Source organism: Paramagnetospirillum magnetotacticum MS-1, from assembly GCF_000829825.1.
Classification (GTDB): Bacteria; Pseudomonadota; Alphaproteobacteria; order Rhodospirillales; family Magnetospirillaceae; genus Phaeospirillum; species Phaeospirillum magnetotacticum.
The window spans coordinates 176,580-192,473 of sequence record NZ_JXSL01000022.1; the positions used below are offsets into that span (position 1 = coordinate 176,580).

Sequence of the window (15,894 nt, forward strand, 5' to 3'; positions counted from 1 at the left end):
TCCCGTTAACTCCACATATGGTATTACAATCGGGTGACGGGGACGATTTGTTGTCGACAAGCCGACTCCGCGTTGGTTAAGGTTTCTGCGGGCTGTAATCGCGGACGGAGGAAGCTTCGTTGATTCGCTGCTTTGACCGAGCACCGGAAGGCTTTTCCGGACAAGGGCGTCCGCCGCAGGCGGGCCGCAGCGAAGTCTGCCCCTCATCTCCAGGGTCTCTCGTGTCGAGAGGCCCTTTTTTGTTGCCCCCTTTCCTCTGCCATTTCAAAGGAGTCCCAGATGGCCAAGCGCGCCACGCGGATTGCCGCGTCCAAGAATGAGCCGGTGGTAACCCTGTATCCCGACCAGGGTGGGTGGAGCCCGCTGGGCGAAGACGACCAGCATCGCGAGCAAAGCTATGTGCGCAAGGTCCGCCCCCAGGGCGACAATCAGCGCCGTCTGCTCAAGGCCATCGGCGACGGCAACCTGACCGTGGCCCTGGGACCGGCCGGAACGGGCAAGACCTATCTGGCCATCTCGGCGGCGGTGGAGGCCTTCGAGGAAGGCCGGGTGGCGCGCATCATGCTGTCGCGCCCGGCGGTGGAAGCCGGGGAATCCCTGGGCTTCCTTCCCGGTGACTTGCAAGAGAAGCTGGCGCCCTATCTGCGCCCCCTCTACGACGCTCTTTCGGACCGCCTGGGGGGCAAGCGGCTGCGCGCCCTGCTGGCCGACGGCTCCATCGAGATCGCGCCCATCGCCTATATGCGGGGACGCACGCTCAACAACGCCTTCATCGTCATCGACGAGGCGCAGAACTGCACCTATGGCCAGATCAAGATGTTGCTGACCCGGCTGGGATGGCATTCCACCATGGTCCTGACCGGCGACCCGGATCAAAGCGATTTGCTGCCCGGCATGTCGGGACTGGCCGATATCGCCGCCCGGCTTTCCGAACTGCCCGATGTGGCGGTGATCACGCTGGATGAAAAAGACATCGTCCGCCACCCGCTGGTGGCCAGCATGCTGACGGTGCTGTAGGCAAGAGGGGGGCGCGAAGGGGCTGGCCCCTTCGCGCCCCCCGTTCTCTCAGATGCCGCAAAGCTTGTGCGGGCCGATATCCAGGTGCAGATGGTCGGCGTGCAGGGCGTTGTGGTTGGGTGTGAGCACCACGTTGAAGTGCTCGCACGAGGCGCGCGCCACCGCTTGCAGGAATTCGCTTTTCTTGCCAGCGCCGCGCCAATCCTTCTTCACCGAGATCATGGTGCCGTCGGCCAGTTCGAAGCCGCCCACGTCGATGGCCTGGCCCTTGCCGTGTTCCGACAGACGGCCGCCGCGGCTGCCTGAATCGGCGGTGGCCACATTGGTTTCTGTGCGGCGCGTGCGGCAGTTATAGGTGCCCATGTGGTGAAGCTTGGCGACGCGTTGCCCCAGGATGCGCTGGGCGGCGGCCTGAACCACCTGGGTCTCGAAGCGGTCGACGGTGCGCGCCATGGAACACGACATCACGCCGGGCCGGTTCCAGGAGGCTTGAGAATCGGCGGTCACCTTGACCGGATTGGCGACGGAACACGATCCCGGCGTGCCGAACGGCGCCTGGGTCTCAAAGGCGACGCGGTGATCGCGCAGATCCTTCAGACAGGCGGAATCGGGATCGAGAATGGGAGGCGGCGCGGGCCGCGGTGGCGGCGATGAGCAGGCGCCGACCAAGAGCAGGGCAAGGATTGAAACAGTAAGACGATGGGGCAAGGTCGCGCACCGGCAAGACCAGAATTGGAATATCTAGCGGAATTCTGGGCTGAATGTCACGAAATATCGGGTGCATTCAAAATCAGGGCGCTGAATATTAATAAGAGGTTAACCGCGTGCCGTCCCGTGCTCAACGCAGACGCGCATCGCGCCGGATATCCAATTTGGGATGGCTATGCTATCCTTATTGTCCGTATTGCCGGACTGGAGGGAGCTGACCATGACCTTGCGAATCGCGTCAATTATGGCTGGGGCGTTGGCTCTGCTTGCCGCCGGGGGCGCCTCGGCCAAGGAACCGCCGGTCAGCTTTGCCGAGGATATTCTGCCCATTCTTCAGGTTCGTTGTTCCGTTTGCCATCAGAAGGGCGCCGAGGGCTTTGAGAAGAGCGGGTTCGACCTGACCAGTTATGAGGGCCTGATGAAGGGCACCAAGTTCGGGCCCATGGTGGTTGCTGGCGATCCGACGACCAGCAATCTGATGGTTCTGATCGACGGCCGCGCCGACAAGTCCATCCAGATGCCCCACGGCAAGAAGAAGCTGACCTCTTGCGACCGCGACCTTATCCGGCGCTGGATCAAGCAGGGCGCCCAGAACAACTGACGGGCGGGCAAAACCGCCGCCCGCCGCGGGCGGCGGTTTTGAACGGGCTCAGCCCAGCTTGACCGCCGTGCCGTTGGCCGAGACGATCAGCATGGTCTTGCCGTCGCCGCCGATGGTCTCGTAATCCAGGTCAACCGCAACCACCGCGTCGGCGCCCAGTTGGGCGGCCTGGGCCGTAAGATCGCCCAGGGCGGCCTCCTTGGCCTCGCGCAGGATGTTTTCGTAAGAGCCCGATCGGCCGCCGACGATGTCGCGCACGCTGGCCAGCATGTCGCGGAAGATATTGGTGCCCATGACGGCGTTGCCGCAGACGATGCCCAGATAGGCGGTGATGCGCTTGTCCTCGACGGAATCGGTGGTGGTGATGATCATCATTGCCTCGTGCTCTTGACCGCTTAGGCCGAGGTCATCACACTCCATCTCCCTTTGCCAGGAGAAAACCGCCATGACCGATCAGCCCGTCGCCATCGGGGTCGTCACCATCTCTGACCGCGCCAGCCGGGGGGTCTATGAGGACAAGGGCGGCCCGGCCATCATTGCCGAGATGAACCGCTTTCTGTCCACGCCCTGGCGGCCGGTGGCGCGCGTCGTCGAGGACGAGCAGGCGTTGATCGAGGCGACCTTGAAGGAACTGGCCGATGTGGAGGGCTGCTCCCTGATCGTCACCACGGGGGGCACCGGCCCGGCGCCCCGCGATGTGACGCCCGAGGCTACCGAAGCGGTCTGCGACAAGATGATGCCGGGTTTTGGCGAACTGATGCGCGCCGAGAGCCTGAAGGTGGTCCCCACCGCCATCCTGTCGCGCCAGACGGCGGGAATCCGTGGGAGGAGCCTGATCATCAACCTTCCGGGCAAGCCCTCGGCCATCGCCGATTGCCTGAATGCGGTGATGGCCGCGGTGCCCTATTGCATCGATCTGATCGGCGGCGCCTTCATCGACACCAATCCGGCGGTTTGCAAGGCCTTCCGGCCCAAGAAATAGAACATAAAGAGTCGGAAAGCGGGCGCCGGGCCGCCCCAATCCCGCTTTTCTCCGTATTTTCGTCTCGGGAAAAGTACACTGAGGCGAAGCCGAAGGACTTTTCCCGAAGGTCTAAGCCGGGAAGGTGACCGACACCACCGTTCCCTCGTCCACGAAGATGTGGGAGCGCCCGCCCAACTGGCGCGACAGGGCGCGGATCAGGCCGATGCCGATGCCACGGCCCGGCTTGTCGGGCATGCCGACCCCGTTGTCGCGGACCGTGAAGTGCCATTCGCCCGCTTCGCGCATCAGGGTGATCCAGATGGTGCCGCGCCGCCCGTCGGAAAAGGCGTGCTTCATGGCGTTGGACAAAACCTCGTTGGCCAGCATGCCGAGCGGCACGGCGCGCTCCAGATCAAGGATTCCTTCCACCTCGACCTCGACGGTGACGCCGCCCGGCGACGAGGAATAAGACCCGGCCAGAGCCTCGGCCAGCTTGCCGAAATAGGTGCCCAAATCCACATTGGAGGCTAGATTGCGTTCGTAAAGGGTCTGGTGCACCAGACCCATGGAATGGATGCGGTCCAGCGCGTCCTTCAGCGTCGCCTTCACCTTCTCGTCGGTGACGTGCAATGACTGCATGGTCAGCAGGCTGGAAATGACCTGAAGATTGTTCTTCACCCGGTGGTGGACTTCCTGGAAGAGAACGTCCTTTTCCGTCAGGGCATTGGTCAGCTCACGGGTGCGGCGTTCGCCTGTGGTCAGCAGCCGCGCCTCGTGCCGCAGGCTTTCGCTGGTGATGGCCGCCAGGATCAGCATCAGCGCCATGGCCGTGACGAACAACAGGGCATTGCGCCGGCTGCGGATTTCCCATTCGCGGAAAACCGCCTCGATGGGCGTGCCCGAGGCGACAACCATCTCCATATCCGTGAGATTGCGGAACGCCACCAGCCGCTCGATACCGTCCACGACCGAGGTGGACCGGAATACGCCAGCCTGTTCCCGGGCGAAATCGGTGAATGGCGCCTTGGTGGTGTCGAAGCGGGTAAAGGTGGCCTCGGGCAGGGGATAGCGGGCCACCAGGCCGCCATCCGTGTGCGAGACCAGGAAGATGGATCGCGGCTCGGGCTGCATGTCGCGATAAAAGCCGATGAAGTAGTCGGTGTTGATGGCGATCTCCGCCACGCCCCGGGGCCGCCCCCCGCCGCCGGGAATGGCCCGGCTGAAGATGATGACCCGTCCCTGGTCTCCGCGTCCGGGCACCACGGCACTCATCACCGTGTGGTCCGGGCGCTTCATGGCGCGGGTGAAATAGTCGCGCTGAATCGCATTGGCGGCAAACAGGCCCAGGCGGTCGATGGCCAGAACAGGGTCTCCGCGTTCGTCGTGAATGGCGGCGCCGACGCCGTGGGGCAGGCTGGTCAGGAGATTATCCAGCCACTCCCGATCCTTGCCCGAGGCTCTGAGATCCGCCAGCGGCCGATCGCCCAGATGGGCGATGACGGTGCCCAGATGGGCGTGGCTGGCGCCATGGGCCGCGCGCGTATGGGATTCCACCAGACGGGCCGACAGGCGGAGATTGGTGCTCCAATCGGCCAGGGTCGCCTGATAATCGAACCAGGTCAGGGTCGCCAGTCCGGCTATGCCGCCCAGTACCGCGATGGCGATGATCAGGGCCAGCAGCAGCCGGGGACGCGGCAATCGCGACGGCCGGGCGGCATCAGGCTCCTTTTCCCCGTAGCCGCCAGCCATGCTCACCTCATCCGGCGGCGGCCGCCCGCAGGCTCGGCCTCGTCATCGAACAGGGAGGTCAGCTGGCGCATCATGGTGCCGCCCAGTTCCTCGGCATCCATGATGGTGACGGCGCGGCGGTAATAGCGGGTGACGTCGTGGCCGATGCCGATGGCCACCAGTTCCACCGGCGAGCGGTTCTCGATGAAGGCGATGACGTCGCGCAGATGCTTTTCCAAAGTATTGCCGGGATTGGCCGACAAAGTGGAATCGTCCACCGGCGCGCCGTCCGAAATGACCATCAGGATGCGGCGCTGTTCCGAGCGCGAGATCAGGCGGTCATGGGCCCATAACAAGGCCTCGCCGTCGATATTCTCCTTCAAGATGCCTTCTCTGAGCATCAGGCCCAGATTGCGGCGCACGCGGCGCCACGGCGCGTCGGCGGCCTTGTAGACGATGTGGCGCAGATCGTTGAGGCGGCCGGGATTGGTGGGCTTGCCCTCGGCCTGCCACTTCTCGCGCGCACTTCCGCCCTTCCAGGCCCGTGTGGTGAAGCCCAGCACCTCAACCTTGACGCCGCAGCGTTCCAGGGTGCGGGCTAAGATATCGGCGCTCATGGCGGCCACGGTGATGGGCCGGCCGCGCATGGAACCGGAATTGTCAATGAGCAGGCTGACCACCGTATCGCGGAAATTGGTTTCCTTCTCGATCTTGAAGGACAGCGAGTGCATGGGATTGGCGACGATGCGGGCCAGACGCCCGGTGTCGAGCATACCCTCCTCCAGGTCGAAATCCCAATTGCGGGTCTGCTGGGCCATCAGCTTGCGCTGCAGGCGGTTGGCCAGTTTGGCCACCACGCCTTGCAGATGGGAAAGCTGCTGGTCCAACTGTCGGCGCAGGCGGTTCAGCTCTTCGGGTTCGCACAGATCCTCGGCGGTGACGATCTGGTCGTACTGGGTGGTGTAGGGCTTATAGGGCTGGTCCTGAAAGGCGCGCGAATTGGACAGCTGCTCTTGGGCTTGCTTGGACGGGCCGCCCGGTTCCTCGGTGCCCGAGCCGGTCAGCATCATTTCCTCACCGGAATCGCTGCCTTCGTCCTCGCCGCTGCCCTCGGAAGAGCCCGGAGCCTGGGTGTCGCCCTCCTGCTGCGGGCCCTGGCCCTCCTGCTCGCCTTCCTTTTCCTGGCCAGCGCCCTGGGCGTCCTGTTCCTGGCTGCTTTGCTCGGAATTTTCGGAATCCTCGGCTTCGGAGGCCTGATCGGTTCCGAAATCCAGGTCGCTCAGAAGTTTGTGCAGCCCCTTGGCGAAGGCCTCCTGATCGCGCAGCAGGTCCTTGAGGCTGTCCAGCGTGGGACCGGCCTTGGCCTTGACCTCGTCGCGCCACAGATCCACGGCCGTCCTGGCCGATGGCGGCGGCTCCAGCCCGGCGAAGATCTCGCGGGCGATCAGGCGCATGGCGTCGGCCAGGGGCACCTGTTCGCGCCTGACGGCACGGTCCAGGCCTTCGGCGCGGGCCTTGACCTCCAGCACTTCGGCGATATTGAGGGCGGCGCCGGGCATCAGCCGCGCCCCCAGGGCCTCGACGCGGGCCTGCTCGACCATGTCGTAGATCTTGCGGGCGTCGGGCAGCTGCGGCATGCGCCGCACATGCACCGTGTCGTCGTGATAACGCAATCTCAGCGCGATGGCGTCGGCGGTGCCGCGCAACCGGGCCAGATCGGCGGGCAGGATGGTCCGCGGCGGCGCGGGCAGCCGGATCTCGGTGCCGCGCACGCTGCCGTTTCCGGCGGCAAAGCCCACATCCAGATCATTATGGCCCGACATGGCCTTCAGCGTGGCGGCGGTGGTGCGGCGGATGGTGTCGCCGATGCTTTCGCCCCTGCCGCCGTCCAAGGCCTTCGCGTTCTGTGACACTATCCGGTCCGCCCTCAAGCCAGCATGCGGGCGGGCCCGTCGGGCAGGTCCGTGCCGAAGCAGCGCTGGTAATACTCGGCCAGGATGGGCCGCTCGACCTCGTCGCACTTGTTGAGGAAGGTCACGCGGAAGCCATAGGAATGGTCGCCGAAGATGCGGGTGTTCTCGGCCCAGGTGATCACCGTGCGCGGGCTCATCACCGTGGAGATGTCGCCGTTCATGAAGCCCTGGCGGGTGAGATCGGCCAGCATCACCATCTTGGAGACCAGATCGCGGCCCTCCGGCGTGTCGTAATCCTTGAGCTTGGCCACCACGATGGAACATTCATCGTCATGGGCCAGATAGTTCAAGGTGGCGACGATGTTCCAGCGGTCCATCTGGCCCTGATTGATCTGCTGCGTGCCGTGATAAAGGCCCGTCGTGTCGCCCAGACCCACCGTATTGGCGGTGGCGAACAGGCGGAAGGCGGCGTGGGGCCGGATCACCCGGTTCTGGTCGAGCAGCGTCAGGCGGCCTTCCACTTCCAGCACGCGCTGAATCACGAACATTACGTCGGGACGCCCGGCGTCGTATTCGTCGAAGACCAGGGCGCAGGGGTGCTGCAGCGCCCAGGGCAGCATGCCTTCGCGGAATTCGGTGATCTGCTTGCCGTCCTTGACCACGATGGCGTCCTTGCCGATCAGGTCGATACGGCTGACATGGCTATCCAGATTGACGCGGATGCACGGCCAATTGAGGCGGGCCGCCACCTGCTCGATATGGGTGGACTTGCCGGTGCCGTGATAGCCCTGGACCATGACGCGGCGGTTGAAGGCGAATCCGGCCAGAATGGCCTTGGTGGTGTCGGGGTCGAAGCGATAGGCCGGGTCCACGTCGGGCACATGCTCGCTGCCCACCGAGAAGGCGGGGACCAACATGTCGATGTCGATGCCGAACACTTCGCGGGCGGAGATTTCGGTATCGGGCATGGCCAGGGGGTGGTCGGAGGCAAGCGGGCTTTGATTCTTGGAGGTCATACTCTCGTCCTTGGGGGATGCGCCTTATTGGCTCAGACTGAGCTTCAAGGTGTTGTAGGCTTGGTTGATGCGCTTGAAGCGCTCCTCGGCTTCCTTGTCGCCATTATTGGCGTCGGGATGGTGCTGCTTGACCAGCTCCTTGTAACGGGCCTTCAGCATATCGTTGTTCAGCGGCGGCGAGAGTTCCAGGACTCTCATGGCCTCTTCCTCGGGCGTGGCGGTGCGGGCCTTGGGCCGCGCCTCCTCGGTGGCGGCATCCTCGAAGACTTCGAAAGGGTCGTGGATGGTATAGGCGAATTTGCGCTTGGCGCCCTGGATGCCCAGCGGCCAGGTGGGGCGCTGCCAGGTGGTGTCCTTGCGCAGTTCGGCCTCGATCTCCTCGGTGCCCATGCCGGCATAGTAGTTCCAGGCCGAATTATATTCGCGCACATGCTCCAGGCAGAACCAGTAGTAATCGGTCAGCCGGTCGCGGGCCTGGGGGGCGCGGTACTCTCCGTGCTCGGCGCAGCCGGGATGGTCGCACCGGCGTAGAGCCGGTTGCGCCGGAGCGGGGCCGAAGGCCGGCCGCCAGGATCTGCGGGCGTTGGTCGCTTTCATGGCACCGGTCATAATGGAGGCTCGCCCGCCCCAAGGCAAGGCGTGAGCGGCGCAATCGAGCGCTTCCCATCCGCCACTTGACGCAGGCGTCCTTTGGCCCCAATTGGGGAAGGTTGCATATTGGCGAGAGGATACGAAGGATGCTGGTGGCCGAGATCATGAAGCGCAAGATCGAGGAAGCGCTGAAGCCGACGCGGCTGGACGTGGCCGACGATTCCCAACGGCATGCCGGTCATGCTGGGCATCATCCCGGCGGGGAAAGCCATTTCACCGTGACCATCGTGTCCGCGGCCTTCGAGGGCGTCGGCCGCATCGAACGCCATCGCAAGGTTAATGCCTTGCTGGCCGAGGAACTGGCGGGACGGGTTCATGCCCTGGCGCTGACCCTGATGACCCCGGATGAAGAGGCGCGCAGGCTTTAGTGCCGCCGCCTCTCACTTCACCTTAACGTCCATCATTTCCAAGTTCCGTCGCGCCGTATCGGCGACGGCGCTTTCCGGGGCGGCGGCGATGGCTTTCAGCCAGTCCTCGCGCGCTCCGGCGTTGTTTTCCTCCAGGCGGCGGATGATGCCGCGTTCAAGCAAAGCATCGGGAAATGATGGGTCGAGGACCAGGGCGCGGGCCAGATCGTCCTTGGCCAATTCCAGTTTGTCCAGGTAGCGATAAGCCACCGCACGCAGCACCATGGCCTCGATGCGGTTGGGTTGAACCTTGAGCAGGGGCGATAGCAGGTCGACCACCTCGGCGTAATGGCCAACCGAGGCCAGGGTCACCGACTTGTCCAGCAGCAGTTCGGGATGGCCCGGCATCAGCTTCAGCGCCGTGTCCTGATCGGCCAGGGCCTGTTGCGGTTTGCCCGCCAGCAGCCAGGCCTGTCCCGCCTGGGCCAGCATTTCGGCGCGCAAGGCTTCCTCGCGCCGGCTGAGTCCCGCCAGGGATTCCAGCCGTTTGGCCGCTTCCTCGTATTTGCCCAGACCGATCAGCGCCACCGCCGCGCAATGGCGCGCCGGTTCGCCGCCGCCCAGCGAGGCCCAGGCGAGGGCCTCCTCCCACCCTTCCTCCGGCTTGGCGCGGGCCAGGGTCAGGCAGGTGCGGTATTCCATCTTGGGGTTGATGGTCTCGGCCGGAGCCGGGGTGGAGAGCCACAGCAGAGCAAGCGGCAGCAGGGGGATGGCGCGCAGTTTCATGGAGGCGTAGTCTCGCCAATTGTACGCCGGGCGCAAGGACAGAGAGATGGCCAAGCGATTTTTCCTGTTCGGACTAGGCTTTTCCGGTCGTGTGATCGCCCGGAATCTGACGCAGGCGGGCTGGTCCGTGATGGGCACCACCCGGTCGGGCGAGGCGGTGGATTGCCCCGGTGTTGAGGTCTTGGCGTTCGATCGCGGCCATCCTTTGCCGCCCGGATGCCTGACGGGCGTGGATGCCGTGCTGTCCTCGGTGCCGCCCGACAGCCAAGGCGATCCGGTGCTCGATCACATGGCCGAGTCCATCCGGGCGGCGGCTCCCGCCTGGATCGGCTATCTCTCCACCACCGGCGTCTATGGCGATCATGGTGGAGCCTGGGTCGACGAGGAGACGGCACCCCATCCGAACCTTGACCGCTCGCGCCGACGGCTGGCCGCCGAGACAGGCTGGCGGGATCTGGGCGCGCAGATTTTCCGGCTGGCGGGGATTTACGGCCCTGGCCGTTCGGCGGTGGATACGGTGCGGGAGGGCCAGGCGCGGCGCGTGGTCAAGCCGGGCCAGGTGTTCAGCCGTATCCATGTGGAGGATATCGCGGCCGCTGTACTGGCCTCGCTGGATCGTCCCAATGCGGGGGCCGTCTACAATCTGTGCGACGACGATGCCGCGCCGCCCCAAGAGGTCATCGCCTATGCCTGCGCCCTGCTGGGGGTGGAGCCGCCGCCGGAGATCGCCTGGGAGGAGGCCAAGGCCACCCTGTCGCCCATGGCGCAGAGCTTCTACGCCGACAACAAGCGCGTTCATAACGGCAAGATGAAGGCGGAGCTTGGGGTTCGTCTGGCCTATCCCAGCTACCGCGAAGGGCTGAAAAGCTGCCTGTAGCCCTGTCACGGGGCGTCGGGTATCACTTCGTCTTGGACGGGGCTTCGGCGGGCGCGGCGGCGGCTGGCAGCTTGGCGCTCGTACCGCGCACAGCCTTGGTCACCGCCATGCCCGCGGCGAAGGCGGGGTTGAGATAGGGGCTGCGGCCTTCGGCGACGCGCACGGGCTCTAACCCCATTCCCTTGAGGCAGTCATAAATTTCGCGAAGTTCCGCGGGTCCCAGCATCGTCATTCCTCAAGGCATCGATTGCCTGGGAGACAGTCTGCACCGAATCGGGGGCGGATTGCGACAGGATTTTGTGCAATGCAGCATCGCCCACGCATCAATGCCTTTTCCGGCCTTGGGTGGGGCAGACAAAAAAGTGGCGGGACCCGGCTCATCGCCGCGTCCCGCCCAATGTCAGGGAGACAAAGCAGTAATGAGCATTGTGGTACCAGAATGCCGGATTCAGGTCAAGAGAAAATCATCCGGGCCGTTCCAGACCCTCCCACGGGGGGAGGGTCTGGTTCCTACGACCTAGATGATCGCGACCGTATCCGCCTGCGGGCCCTTCAGCCCCAGGGTGGTGGTGACGCGAACGCGCTGACCGGATTCCAGGGTCTTGATCCCGGAACGCTCCAGCGCCTTCACATGCACGAACACATCCTTGCCGCCTTCGTCGCAGGCCACGAAGCCAAAGCCCTTCTCGGCGGAGAAGAACTTGACCACGCCCTCGACGGTCTCGGTCGGGCCGCGCTCTTCCCGGCGCGGGGCGCGCGGGGTGGCGGTGGTGCTGTCCACTTCATGGACCATCACCACTTGCGGGCCGCGCTGTCCGGCGCCCAGGTCGACCACCAGGGTGGCGCCTTCGGCGACCTGGGTCAGGCCTGCGCGCTCGAGCGCGGAAATGTGCAAGAAGGCGTCCGGGCTGCCATCGGAGGGGGCGACGAAGCCGAAGCCCTTGGAGGCATTGAACCACTTCACAGTGGCGCTGACGTTCGCCTGACTGACCATCTGACGGTCAAAGGAGCTGGGCGCCATCGGCCGCGCAGGACGCGGGTCGAAGGCCGGCTCGCCAAAGTCATCCCGACGACCGCGACCGCGCTCGCCCCTGCCATGATTATCTCGGTTCCATGCCATGTGTCATTCTCGTCGTAAGTAAACAAAATCCCCCGCACCCACGCGAGGGCATTCCGCCCGGCTCTTCAGCGCCTAGGTCAGCCTGAACTTATATCATTACCTGAGAATTCGGCGTCCGCATAGGGGGTTACGGGGCGCGAAAGGCTTCCGTTTCATTATTTTTTCGTGCTGCACTGCGGTCTGGGCGGGGAATTAGCCGGTGCAACCCCATGATCAGACCCACGACGATTACGCCCGAATAGGCGACATCAGAGAGAAAATGCCCGCCTTGGGCTATCCTGACCAGCCCCATGGCCAGACCGAAGCCCAAACCCGCCATGACGGCGATCCGGCGGCGCCGGGGCGGCGCCATGAGGGCCAGGGAGACGGTCCAGAACCCCAAAGCCGCGTGGCCCGAGGGGAAAGAGCAGTTATCGGGGCACTGGTCCGAGATGATCAGGGGCGGCGTATAGCGAAGGGCGGGCGTGTGTCCGGCATTGAACTCGGCGATGGTCGAAGGGCGTGGCCGCCCCCAATTGTCCTTGAGAACCACATTGACCATCAGGCCCGGACCCAGGGCCAGGGAAACCACCACGAGCAGCGCCTTGCGCGGATCAATCCCGGCGACGGGGCGCTTGAGAAGCGCCGAGGCCGCTCCGCCCAGGGCGATCAGCCCGGCGGCGATGAACAGGAAGATGGGCAGAGTCTTGCGGGCGAACTCGCCCAGGGGGTGGACGCGAAAGGGAAAGCCGCGTCCCGCCGCGTCGTAGAACAGCGCCGAAGTCCCGATGTCGATGGCGGGAAACAGGGTCAGGGGAACCAGGGCCGCCAAGGCCCAGGTCCATGGATTACGAAGCAGGGATGCCCCCATCAGCCGTCCTCGAGATGGAACAGTCCCGACAGGCCGATCAGTCCGGCGAACAGCGGCGGCGTCCAGGCCGCCAGGGTCTGGGGCAGGGTGGCCGACAGGCCCAGGGCATAGATCACCTTGGAGAAGAAATAGACGGCGAAGCCCGCGGCCACGCCGCCGCCGATGCGGGCCAGCAGGCCGCCCGACCGGGTGTTGGGTCTCAGCGAGAAGACCGCCGCCATCAGCACCATGCCGCAATAAAGCACAGGCGAGGCCAGCAGGGATTGCAGGTAAAGGCGATGCTTGTTGGCGGTGAAGCCCGCCCGCTCGAAAAAGCGAATGAAGCCGGGCAACTGCCAGAAGGACAAGGTCTCGGGCGAGGCGAAATTATCGTGGATGCGGTCCAGCGTCAGCTGGGTGGGGATACGCATCTTTTCCTTGAATACCGAGGGCTTGCCGCCTTCCATCACCCAGGCGCGGCGCACCTCGAAGGCTCCGTCTTCCAGACTGGCGGTCTCGGCGGCGATGCGCTGATAAAAATGGTCGGGGCGATCATAAAGGAAGAAGTGTGCGTCCCGGATATGCAGAACCAGCCCTTCCTGGCGCACCGTTTCCGAGTGGACCACCATTTCGCCGTCATCATGGGGCTCGCGCAGCCACAGACCGACCTCGGAAATGTCGAAGGCGCTGGACTTGGCGGCCAGCAATTCGTCCTGCAGCCGCTCATAGCGGCTGTACATGGCCGCCGCCATGGGATTGAAGGTGGTGATCTCGAAAATTCCGAACATCCCGGCCACGGCCAGGACCGGCGTGATGAATTGCCAGGCCGAGATTCCGGCGGCGCGGGCCACCACCAGTTCATGGGTGCGGGTCAGACGCCAGAAACACACCATGGCGCCGATCATCACCGCGAAGGGCAGAATGGTGTGCAGCATCTGCGGCAGCTTCAGGAAGGCCATCAGCATGATGGGGCTGATGCCCAGTTCCGGGCGACCGGCGGCGCGGCGGATCAGTTCGATCACGTCGAACAGCAAGATGATCCCCAGAATCACCAGCAACACCGTGGCGAAAGCCGAAGCGAATTGCCGCCCGATATAGCCGCTCATGATGGGGGATAAACGCATGATGTCCGAATTCGGTGTGGTCCGAGGAAAGCGGAGTATAGAGCTTTCGCCCGTCTCCGTGTCATAAACCTTTTCGGCTTATGGAAGGAAGAAAGGCGATGGTTACGCTGACGCGCATCTATACCCGCTCGGGCGATAAGGGCAAGACCTCACTGGGCGACGGCACCAGAGTGGGCAAGCACGATCTCAGGGTCGAGGCCTATGGCACGGTGGACGAGGCCAATGCCGTCCTCGGACTGGCCCGGCTGCATGCGGGCCCCGAGATGACGCCTCTGCTGGAAAGGGTGCAAAACGACCTCTTCGATCTGGGGGCCGATCTGTGTACTCCGGCCGCCGCCGACGAGGCCCCCGGCACCCGCCTGCGCATGGTCCAGGTCCAGGTGGATCGGCTGGAAGCCGAAATCGACGCCGCCAACGAAAGTCTGGCACCACTTTCCTCGTTCATCCTGCCCGCCGGTTCGCCCCTGGCCGCCCATCTCCATCACGCCCGGACCGTGGTCAGGCGCGCCGAACGCCTGATGGTCGCCCTGGCCGAGACCGAGGCGGTCAATCCCCTGGCGGTGATCTATGCCAATCGTCTGTCGGATCTGCTGTTCGTCTTGGCCCGCGTCGCCAACGGCAACGGGGCCGCCGACGTCCTGTGGGTTCCGGGGGGTGCGCGTTGACATCCCGAAACTCACGTCATATTGTGCGATGCAATAGTAAATTCCGCCCGGCGATGCCGATTAATTCGCTTTTCGTTAGAGGGTTGAAAAACAAATGAAAGTCCTGGTCGCGATCAAGCGGGTGATCGACTACAACGTCAAGATTCGGGTCAAGTCGGATGGTTCGGGTGTGGAGACCCAGAATGTGAAGTTCTCCATGAACCCCTTCGACGAGATCGCGGTGGAAGAGGCCGTGCGCCTCAAGGAAGCGGGCAAGGCCGCCGAGGTTGTGGTGGTGTCCGTGGGCCCCGCCGCCTGTTCCGAGACGCTGCGCACCGCGCTGGCCATGGGCGCTGATCGCGGCGTTCTGGTGCAGTCCGATGACGAGGTTCAGCCTCTGGCCGTGGCCAAGGTCTTGAAGGCCCTGGCCGCCAAGGAGGCCCCCGGCCTGATCATCCTGGGCAAGCAGGCCATCGACGACGATTCCAACCAGACCGGCCAGATGCTGGCCGCCCTGCTGGGCCAGCCCCAAGGCACCTTTGCCTCCAAGCTGGAAATCGGCGCCGATGCCGTCACCGTCACCCGCGAGGTGGATGGCGGGTTGGAGACGGTGTCCTTGAAGCTTCCCGCCGTGGTCACCACCGATCTGCGCCTCAACGAGCCGCGCTATGCCAGCCTTCCCAACATCATGAAGGCCAAGAAGAAGCCCATCGACACGGTCTCTCCGGCCGATCTGGGCGTCGACGTCAGCCCTCGCCTGGTGACGCTGAAGGTCGAGGAGCCGCCCAAGCGCAGCGCCGGTATCAAGGTGGCCGACGTGGCCGCCCTGGTGGACAAGTTGAAGAACGAAGCCAAGGTGATCTGACGCAATCATGGGGCATGGCCGGGCGATCGCCCGGACCCATTTGGGGCTTGTGCCCCAACCCCCCTTTGAATTCAAAAGGGGTCCGGGGTTTTCCCCGGTGGGGGTGCGGGGCGCAAGCCCCGACATGGCCAGGACAAGGAACGACAAGACATGACCATTCTGGTTATCGCCGAACATGAGGGTGGCGCTCTCAAGCCCGCCACGCTGAACACCGTTACCGCCGCCGCCAAGATCGGCGGTGATATTCATGTTCTCGTCGCAGGCTCCGGCATCGGTGCGGTGGCCGAGGCTGCCGCCAAGATCAGCGGTGTGGCCAAGGTGCTGAGCGCCGATTCCGCGCTTTACGCCCATCATCTGGCCGAGCCCCTGGCGGCGCTGATCACTGGTCTGGCCAGTGGCTATTCCCACATCCTGGCGCCCGCCACCTCGGTGGGCAAGAATGTCAGCCCGCGCGTCGCCGCCCTGCTGGACGTGGCGCAGATCTCCGAGATCACCGCGGTGGTGTCCGCCGACACTTTCGTGCGGCCCATCTATGCCGGTAACGCCCTGGCCACGGTGCAGTCCAAGGACGCGATCAAGGTGATCACCGTGCGCGCCACCGGCTTCGAGGCCGCCGCCCAGGGCGGTTCCGCCCCGGTGGAAAGCGTGGCGGCGGGTGCCGATCCGGCGCTGTCCTCCTTCGTCGGGCAACAGCTGTCCAAGTC

General features: G+C 64.5%; 18 protein-coding genes and 1 pseudogene. 8 read left to right on the forward strand and 11 right to left on the reverse strand.

What is annotated here, in order from left to right:
* The first annotated feature begins 279 nt into the window (after positions 1–279).
* On the forward strand, positions 280–1,017 hold the full coding sequence (locus CCC_RS05940) for a PhoH family protein (RefSeq protein WP_009869612.1): 738 nt from the start codon (positions 280–282) through the stop codon (positions 1,015–1,017).
* 48 nt (positions 1,018–1,065) lie between these two features.
* Here the strand turns inward: CCC_RS05940 and CCC_RS05945 are convergent, their stop codons facing one another.
* A complete protein-coding gene (locus CCC_RS05945; RefSeq protein WP_041040248.1) occupies positions 1,066–1,725 on the reverse strand; it encodes an extensin family protein in 660 nt (219 codons plus the stop codon).
* Positions 1,726–1,945: 220 nt separating this feature from the next.
* Between CCC_RS05945 and CCC_RS05950 the strand changes: the two genes are divergently transcribed.
* Positions 1,946–2,326 carry a c-type cytochrome domain-containing protein gene (locus CCC_RS05950; protein ID WP_041040250.1) on the forward strand — a complete coding sequence of 127 codons (381 nt, stop codon included), beginning with the start codon at positions 1,946–1,948 and terminating at the stop codon, positions 2,324–2,326.
* 48 nt (positions 2,327–2,374) lie between these two features.
* Here the strand turns inward: CCC_RS05950 and CCC_RS05955 are convergent, their stop codons facing one another.
* Positions 2,375–2,701 (reverse strand): YbjQ family protein, encoded by a 327-nt coding sequence (locus tag CCC_RS05955; RefSeq protein WP_009868176.1) that lies wholly within the window; start codon positions 2,699–2,701, stop codon positions 2,375–2,377.
* 70 nt (positions 2,702–2,771) lie between these two features.
* Here CCC_RS05955 and mog point away from each other — a divergent pair, with 70 nt between their 5' ends.
* Positions 2,772–3,308: a molybdopterin adenylyltransferase gene (gene mog / locus CCC_RS05960; protein ID WP_009868175.1), complete on the forward strand. Its 537-nt coding sequence runs from the start codon at positions 2,772–2,774 to the stop codon at positions 3,306–3,308.
* Positions 3,309–3,419: 111 nt separating this feature from the next.
* On the opposite strand, the gene CCC_RS05965 is transcribed toward mog, so the two are convergent.
* From CCC_RS05965 to CCC_RS05980, 4 genes are read right to left on the reverse strand one after another with little or no spacing between them, the layout of a single operon-like run.
* Positions 3,420–5,039, reverse strand: coding sequence for a sensor histidine kinase (locus CCC_RS05965; RefSeq protein WP_041040252.1), 1,620 nt, complete (start codon positions 5,037–5,039; stop codon positions 3,420–3,422).
* Positions 5,040–5,041: 2 nt separating this feature from the next.
* Positions 5,042–6,931, reverse strand: coding sequence for a cobaltochelatase subunit CobT (gene cobT, locus CCC_RS05970; RefSeq protein WP_009868173.1), 1,890 nt, complete (start codon positions 6,929–6,931; stop codon positions 5,042–5,044).
* Between the two features lie 14 nt (positions 6,932–6,945).
* Complete coding sequence (gene cobS, locus CCC_RS05975; protein ID WP_009868172.1) at positions 6,946–7,947, reverse strand: cobaltochelatase subunit CobS; 1,002 nt, start codon at positions 7,945–7,947, stop codon at positions 6,946–6,948.
* 24 nt (positions 7,948–7,971) lie between these two features.
* Complete coding sequence (locus CCC_RS05980; protein WP_009868171.1) at positions 7,972–8,556, reverse strand: J domain-containing protein; 585 nt, start codon at positions 8,554–8,556, stop codon at positions 7,972–7,974.
* A gap of 128 nt (positions 8,557–8,684) precedes the next feature.
* Here CCC_RS05980 and CCC_RS05985 point away from each other — a divergent pair, with 128 nt between their 5' ends.
* Entirely contained in the window at positions 8,685–8,966 is a 282-nt protein-coding gene (locus tag CCC_RS05985; protein WP_009868170.1) for a BolA family protein, read from the forward strand.
* A gap of 12 nt (positions 8,967–8,978) precedes the next feature.
* On the opposite strand, the gene CCC_RS05990 is transcribed toward CCC_RS05985, so the two are convergent.
* Positions 8,979–9,785 (reverse strand): tetratricopeptide repeat protein, encoded by an 807-nt coding sequence (locus tag CCC_RS05990; RefSeq protein WP_009868169.1) that lies wholly within the window; start codon positions 9,783–9,785, stop codon positions 8,979–8,981.
* Between CCC_RS05990 and CCC_RS05995 the strand changes: the two genes are divergently transcribed.
* The gene (locus tag CCC_RS05995; protein ID WP_041040256.1) at positions 9,778–10,608 is read left to right on the forward strand and encodes an SDR family oxidoreductase; all 831 of its coding nucleotides are present in this window, start codon (positions 9,778–9,780) and stop codon (positions 10,606–10,608) included. The genes CCC_RS05990 and CCC_RS05995 overlap by 8 nt on opposite strands.
* 22 nt (positions 10,609–10,630) lie before the next feature.
* Here the strand turns inward: CCC_RS05995 and CCC_RS06000 are convergent, their stop codons facing one another.
* From CCC_RS06000 to lptG, 4 genes are all read right to left on the reverse strand, one after another.
* Positions 10,631–10,834: a hypothetical protein gene (locus CCC_RS06000; RefSeq protein WP_041040258.1), complete on the reverse strand. Its 204-nt coding sequence runs from the start codon at positions 10,832–10,834 to the stop codon at positions 10,631–10,633.
* A gap of 291 nt (positions 10,835–11,125) precedes the next feature.
* Complete coding sequence (locus CCC_RS22990) at positions 11,126–11,629, reverse strand: cold-shock protein (RefSeq protein ID WP_009868166.1); 504 nt, start codon at positions 11,627–11,629, stop codon at positions 11,126–11,128.
* 226 nt (positions 11,630–11,855) lie between these two features.
* Complete coding sequence (locus CCC_RS06010) at positions 11,856–12,578, reverse strand: phosphatase PAP2 family protein (protein ID WP_009868165.1); 723 nt, start codon at positions 12,576–12,578, stop codon at positions 11,856–11,858.
* A complete protein-coding gene (gene lptG, locus CCC_RS06015) occupies positions 12,578–13,681 on the reverse strand; it encodes an LPS export ABC transporter permease LptG (RefSeq protein WP_041040262.1) in 1,104 nt (367 codons plus the stop codon). Before lptG ends, CCC_RS06010 begins: the two co-directional genes overlap by 1 nt.
* 98 nt (positions 13,682–13,779) lie before the next feature.
* Between lptG and CCC_RS06020 the strand changes: the two genes are divergently transcribed.
* From CCC_RS06020 to CCC_RS06030, 3 genes and pseudogenes are all read left to right on the forward strand, one after another.
* Entirely contained in the window at positions 13,780–14,346 is a 567-nt protein-coding gene (locus CCC_RS06020; protein ID WP_009866528.1) for a cob(I)yrinic acid a,c-diamide adenosyltransferase, read from the forward strand.
* 94 nt (positions 14,347–14,440) lie between these two features.
* Complete coding sequence (locus CCC_RS06025; RefSeq protein WP_009869165.1) at positions 14,441–15,190, forward strand: electron transfer flavoprotein subunit beta/FixA family protein; 750 nt, start codon at positions 14,441–14,443, stop codon at positions 15,188–15,190.
* Positions 15,191–15,340: 150 nt separating this feature from the next.
* Positions 15,341–15,894, forward strand: a pseudogene (locus CCC_RS06030) (electron transfer flavoprotein subunit alpha/FixB family protein); the annotation flags it as partial.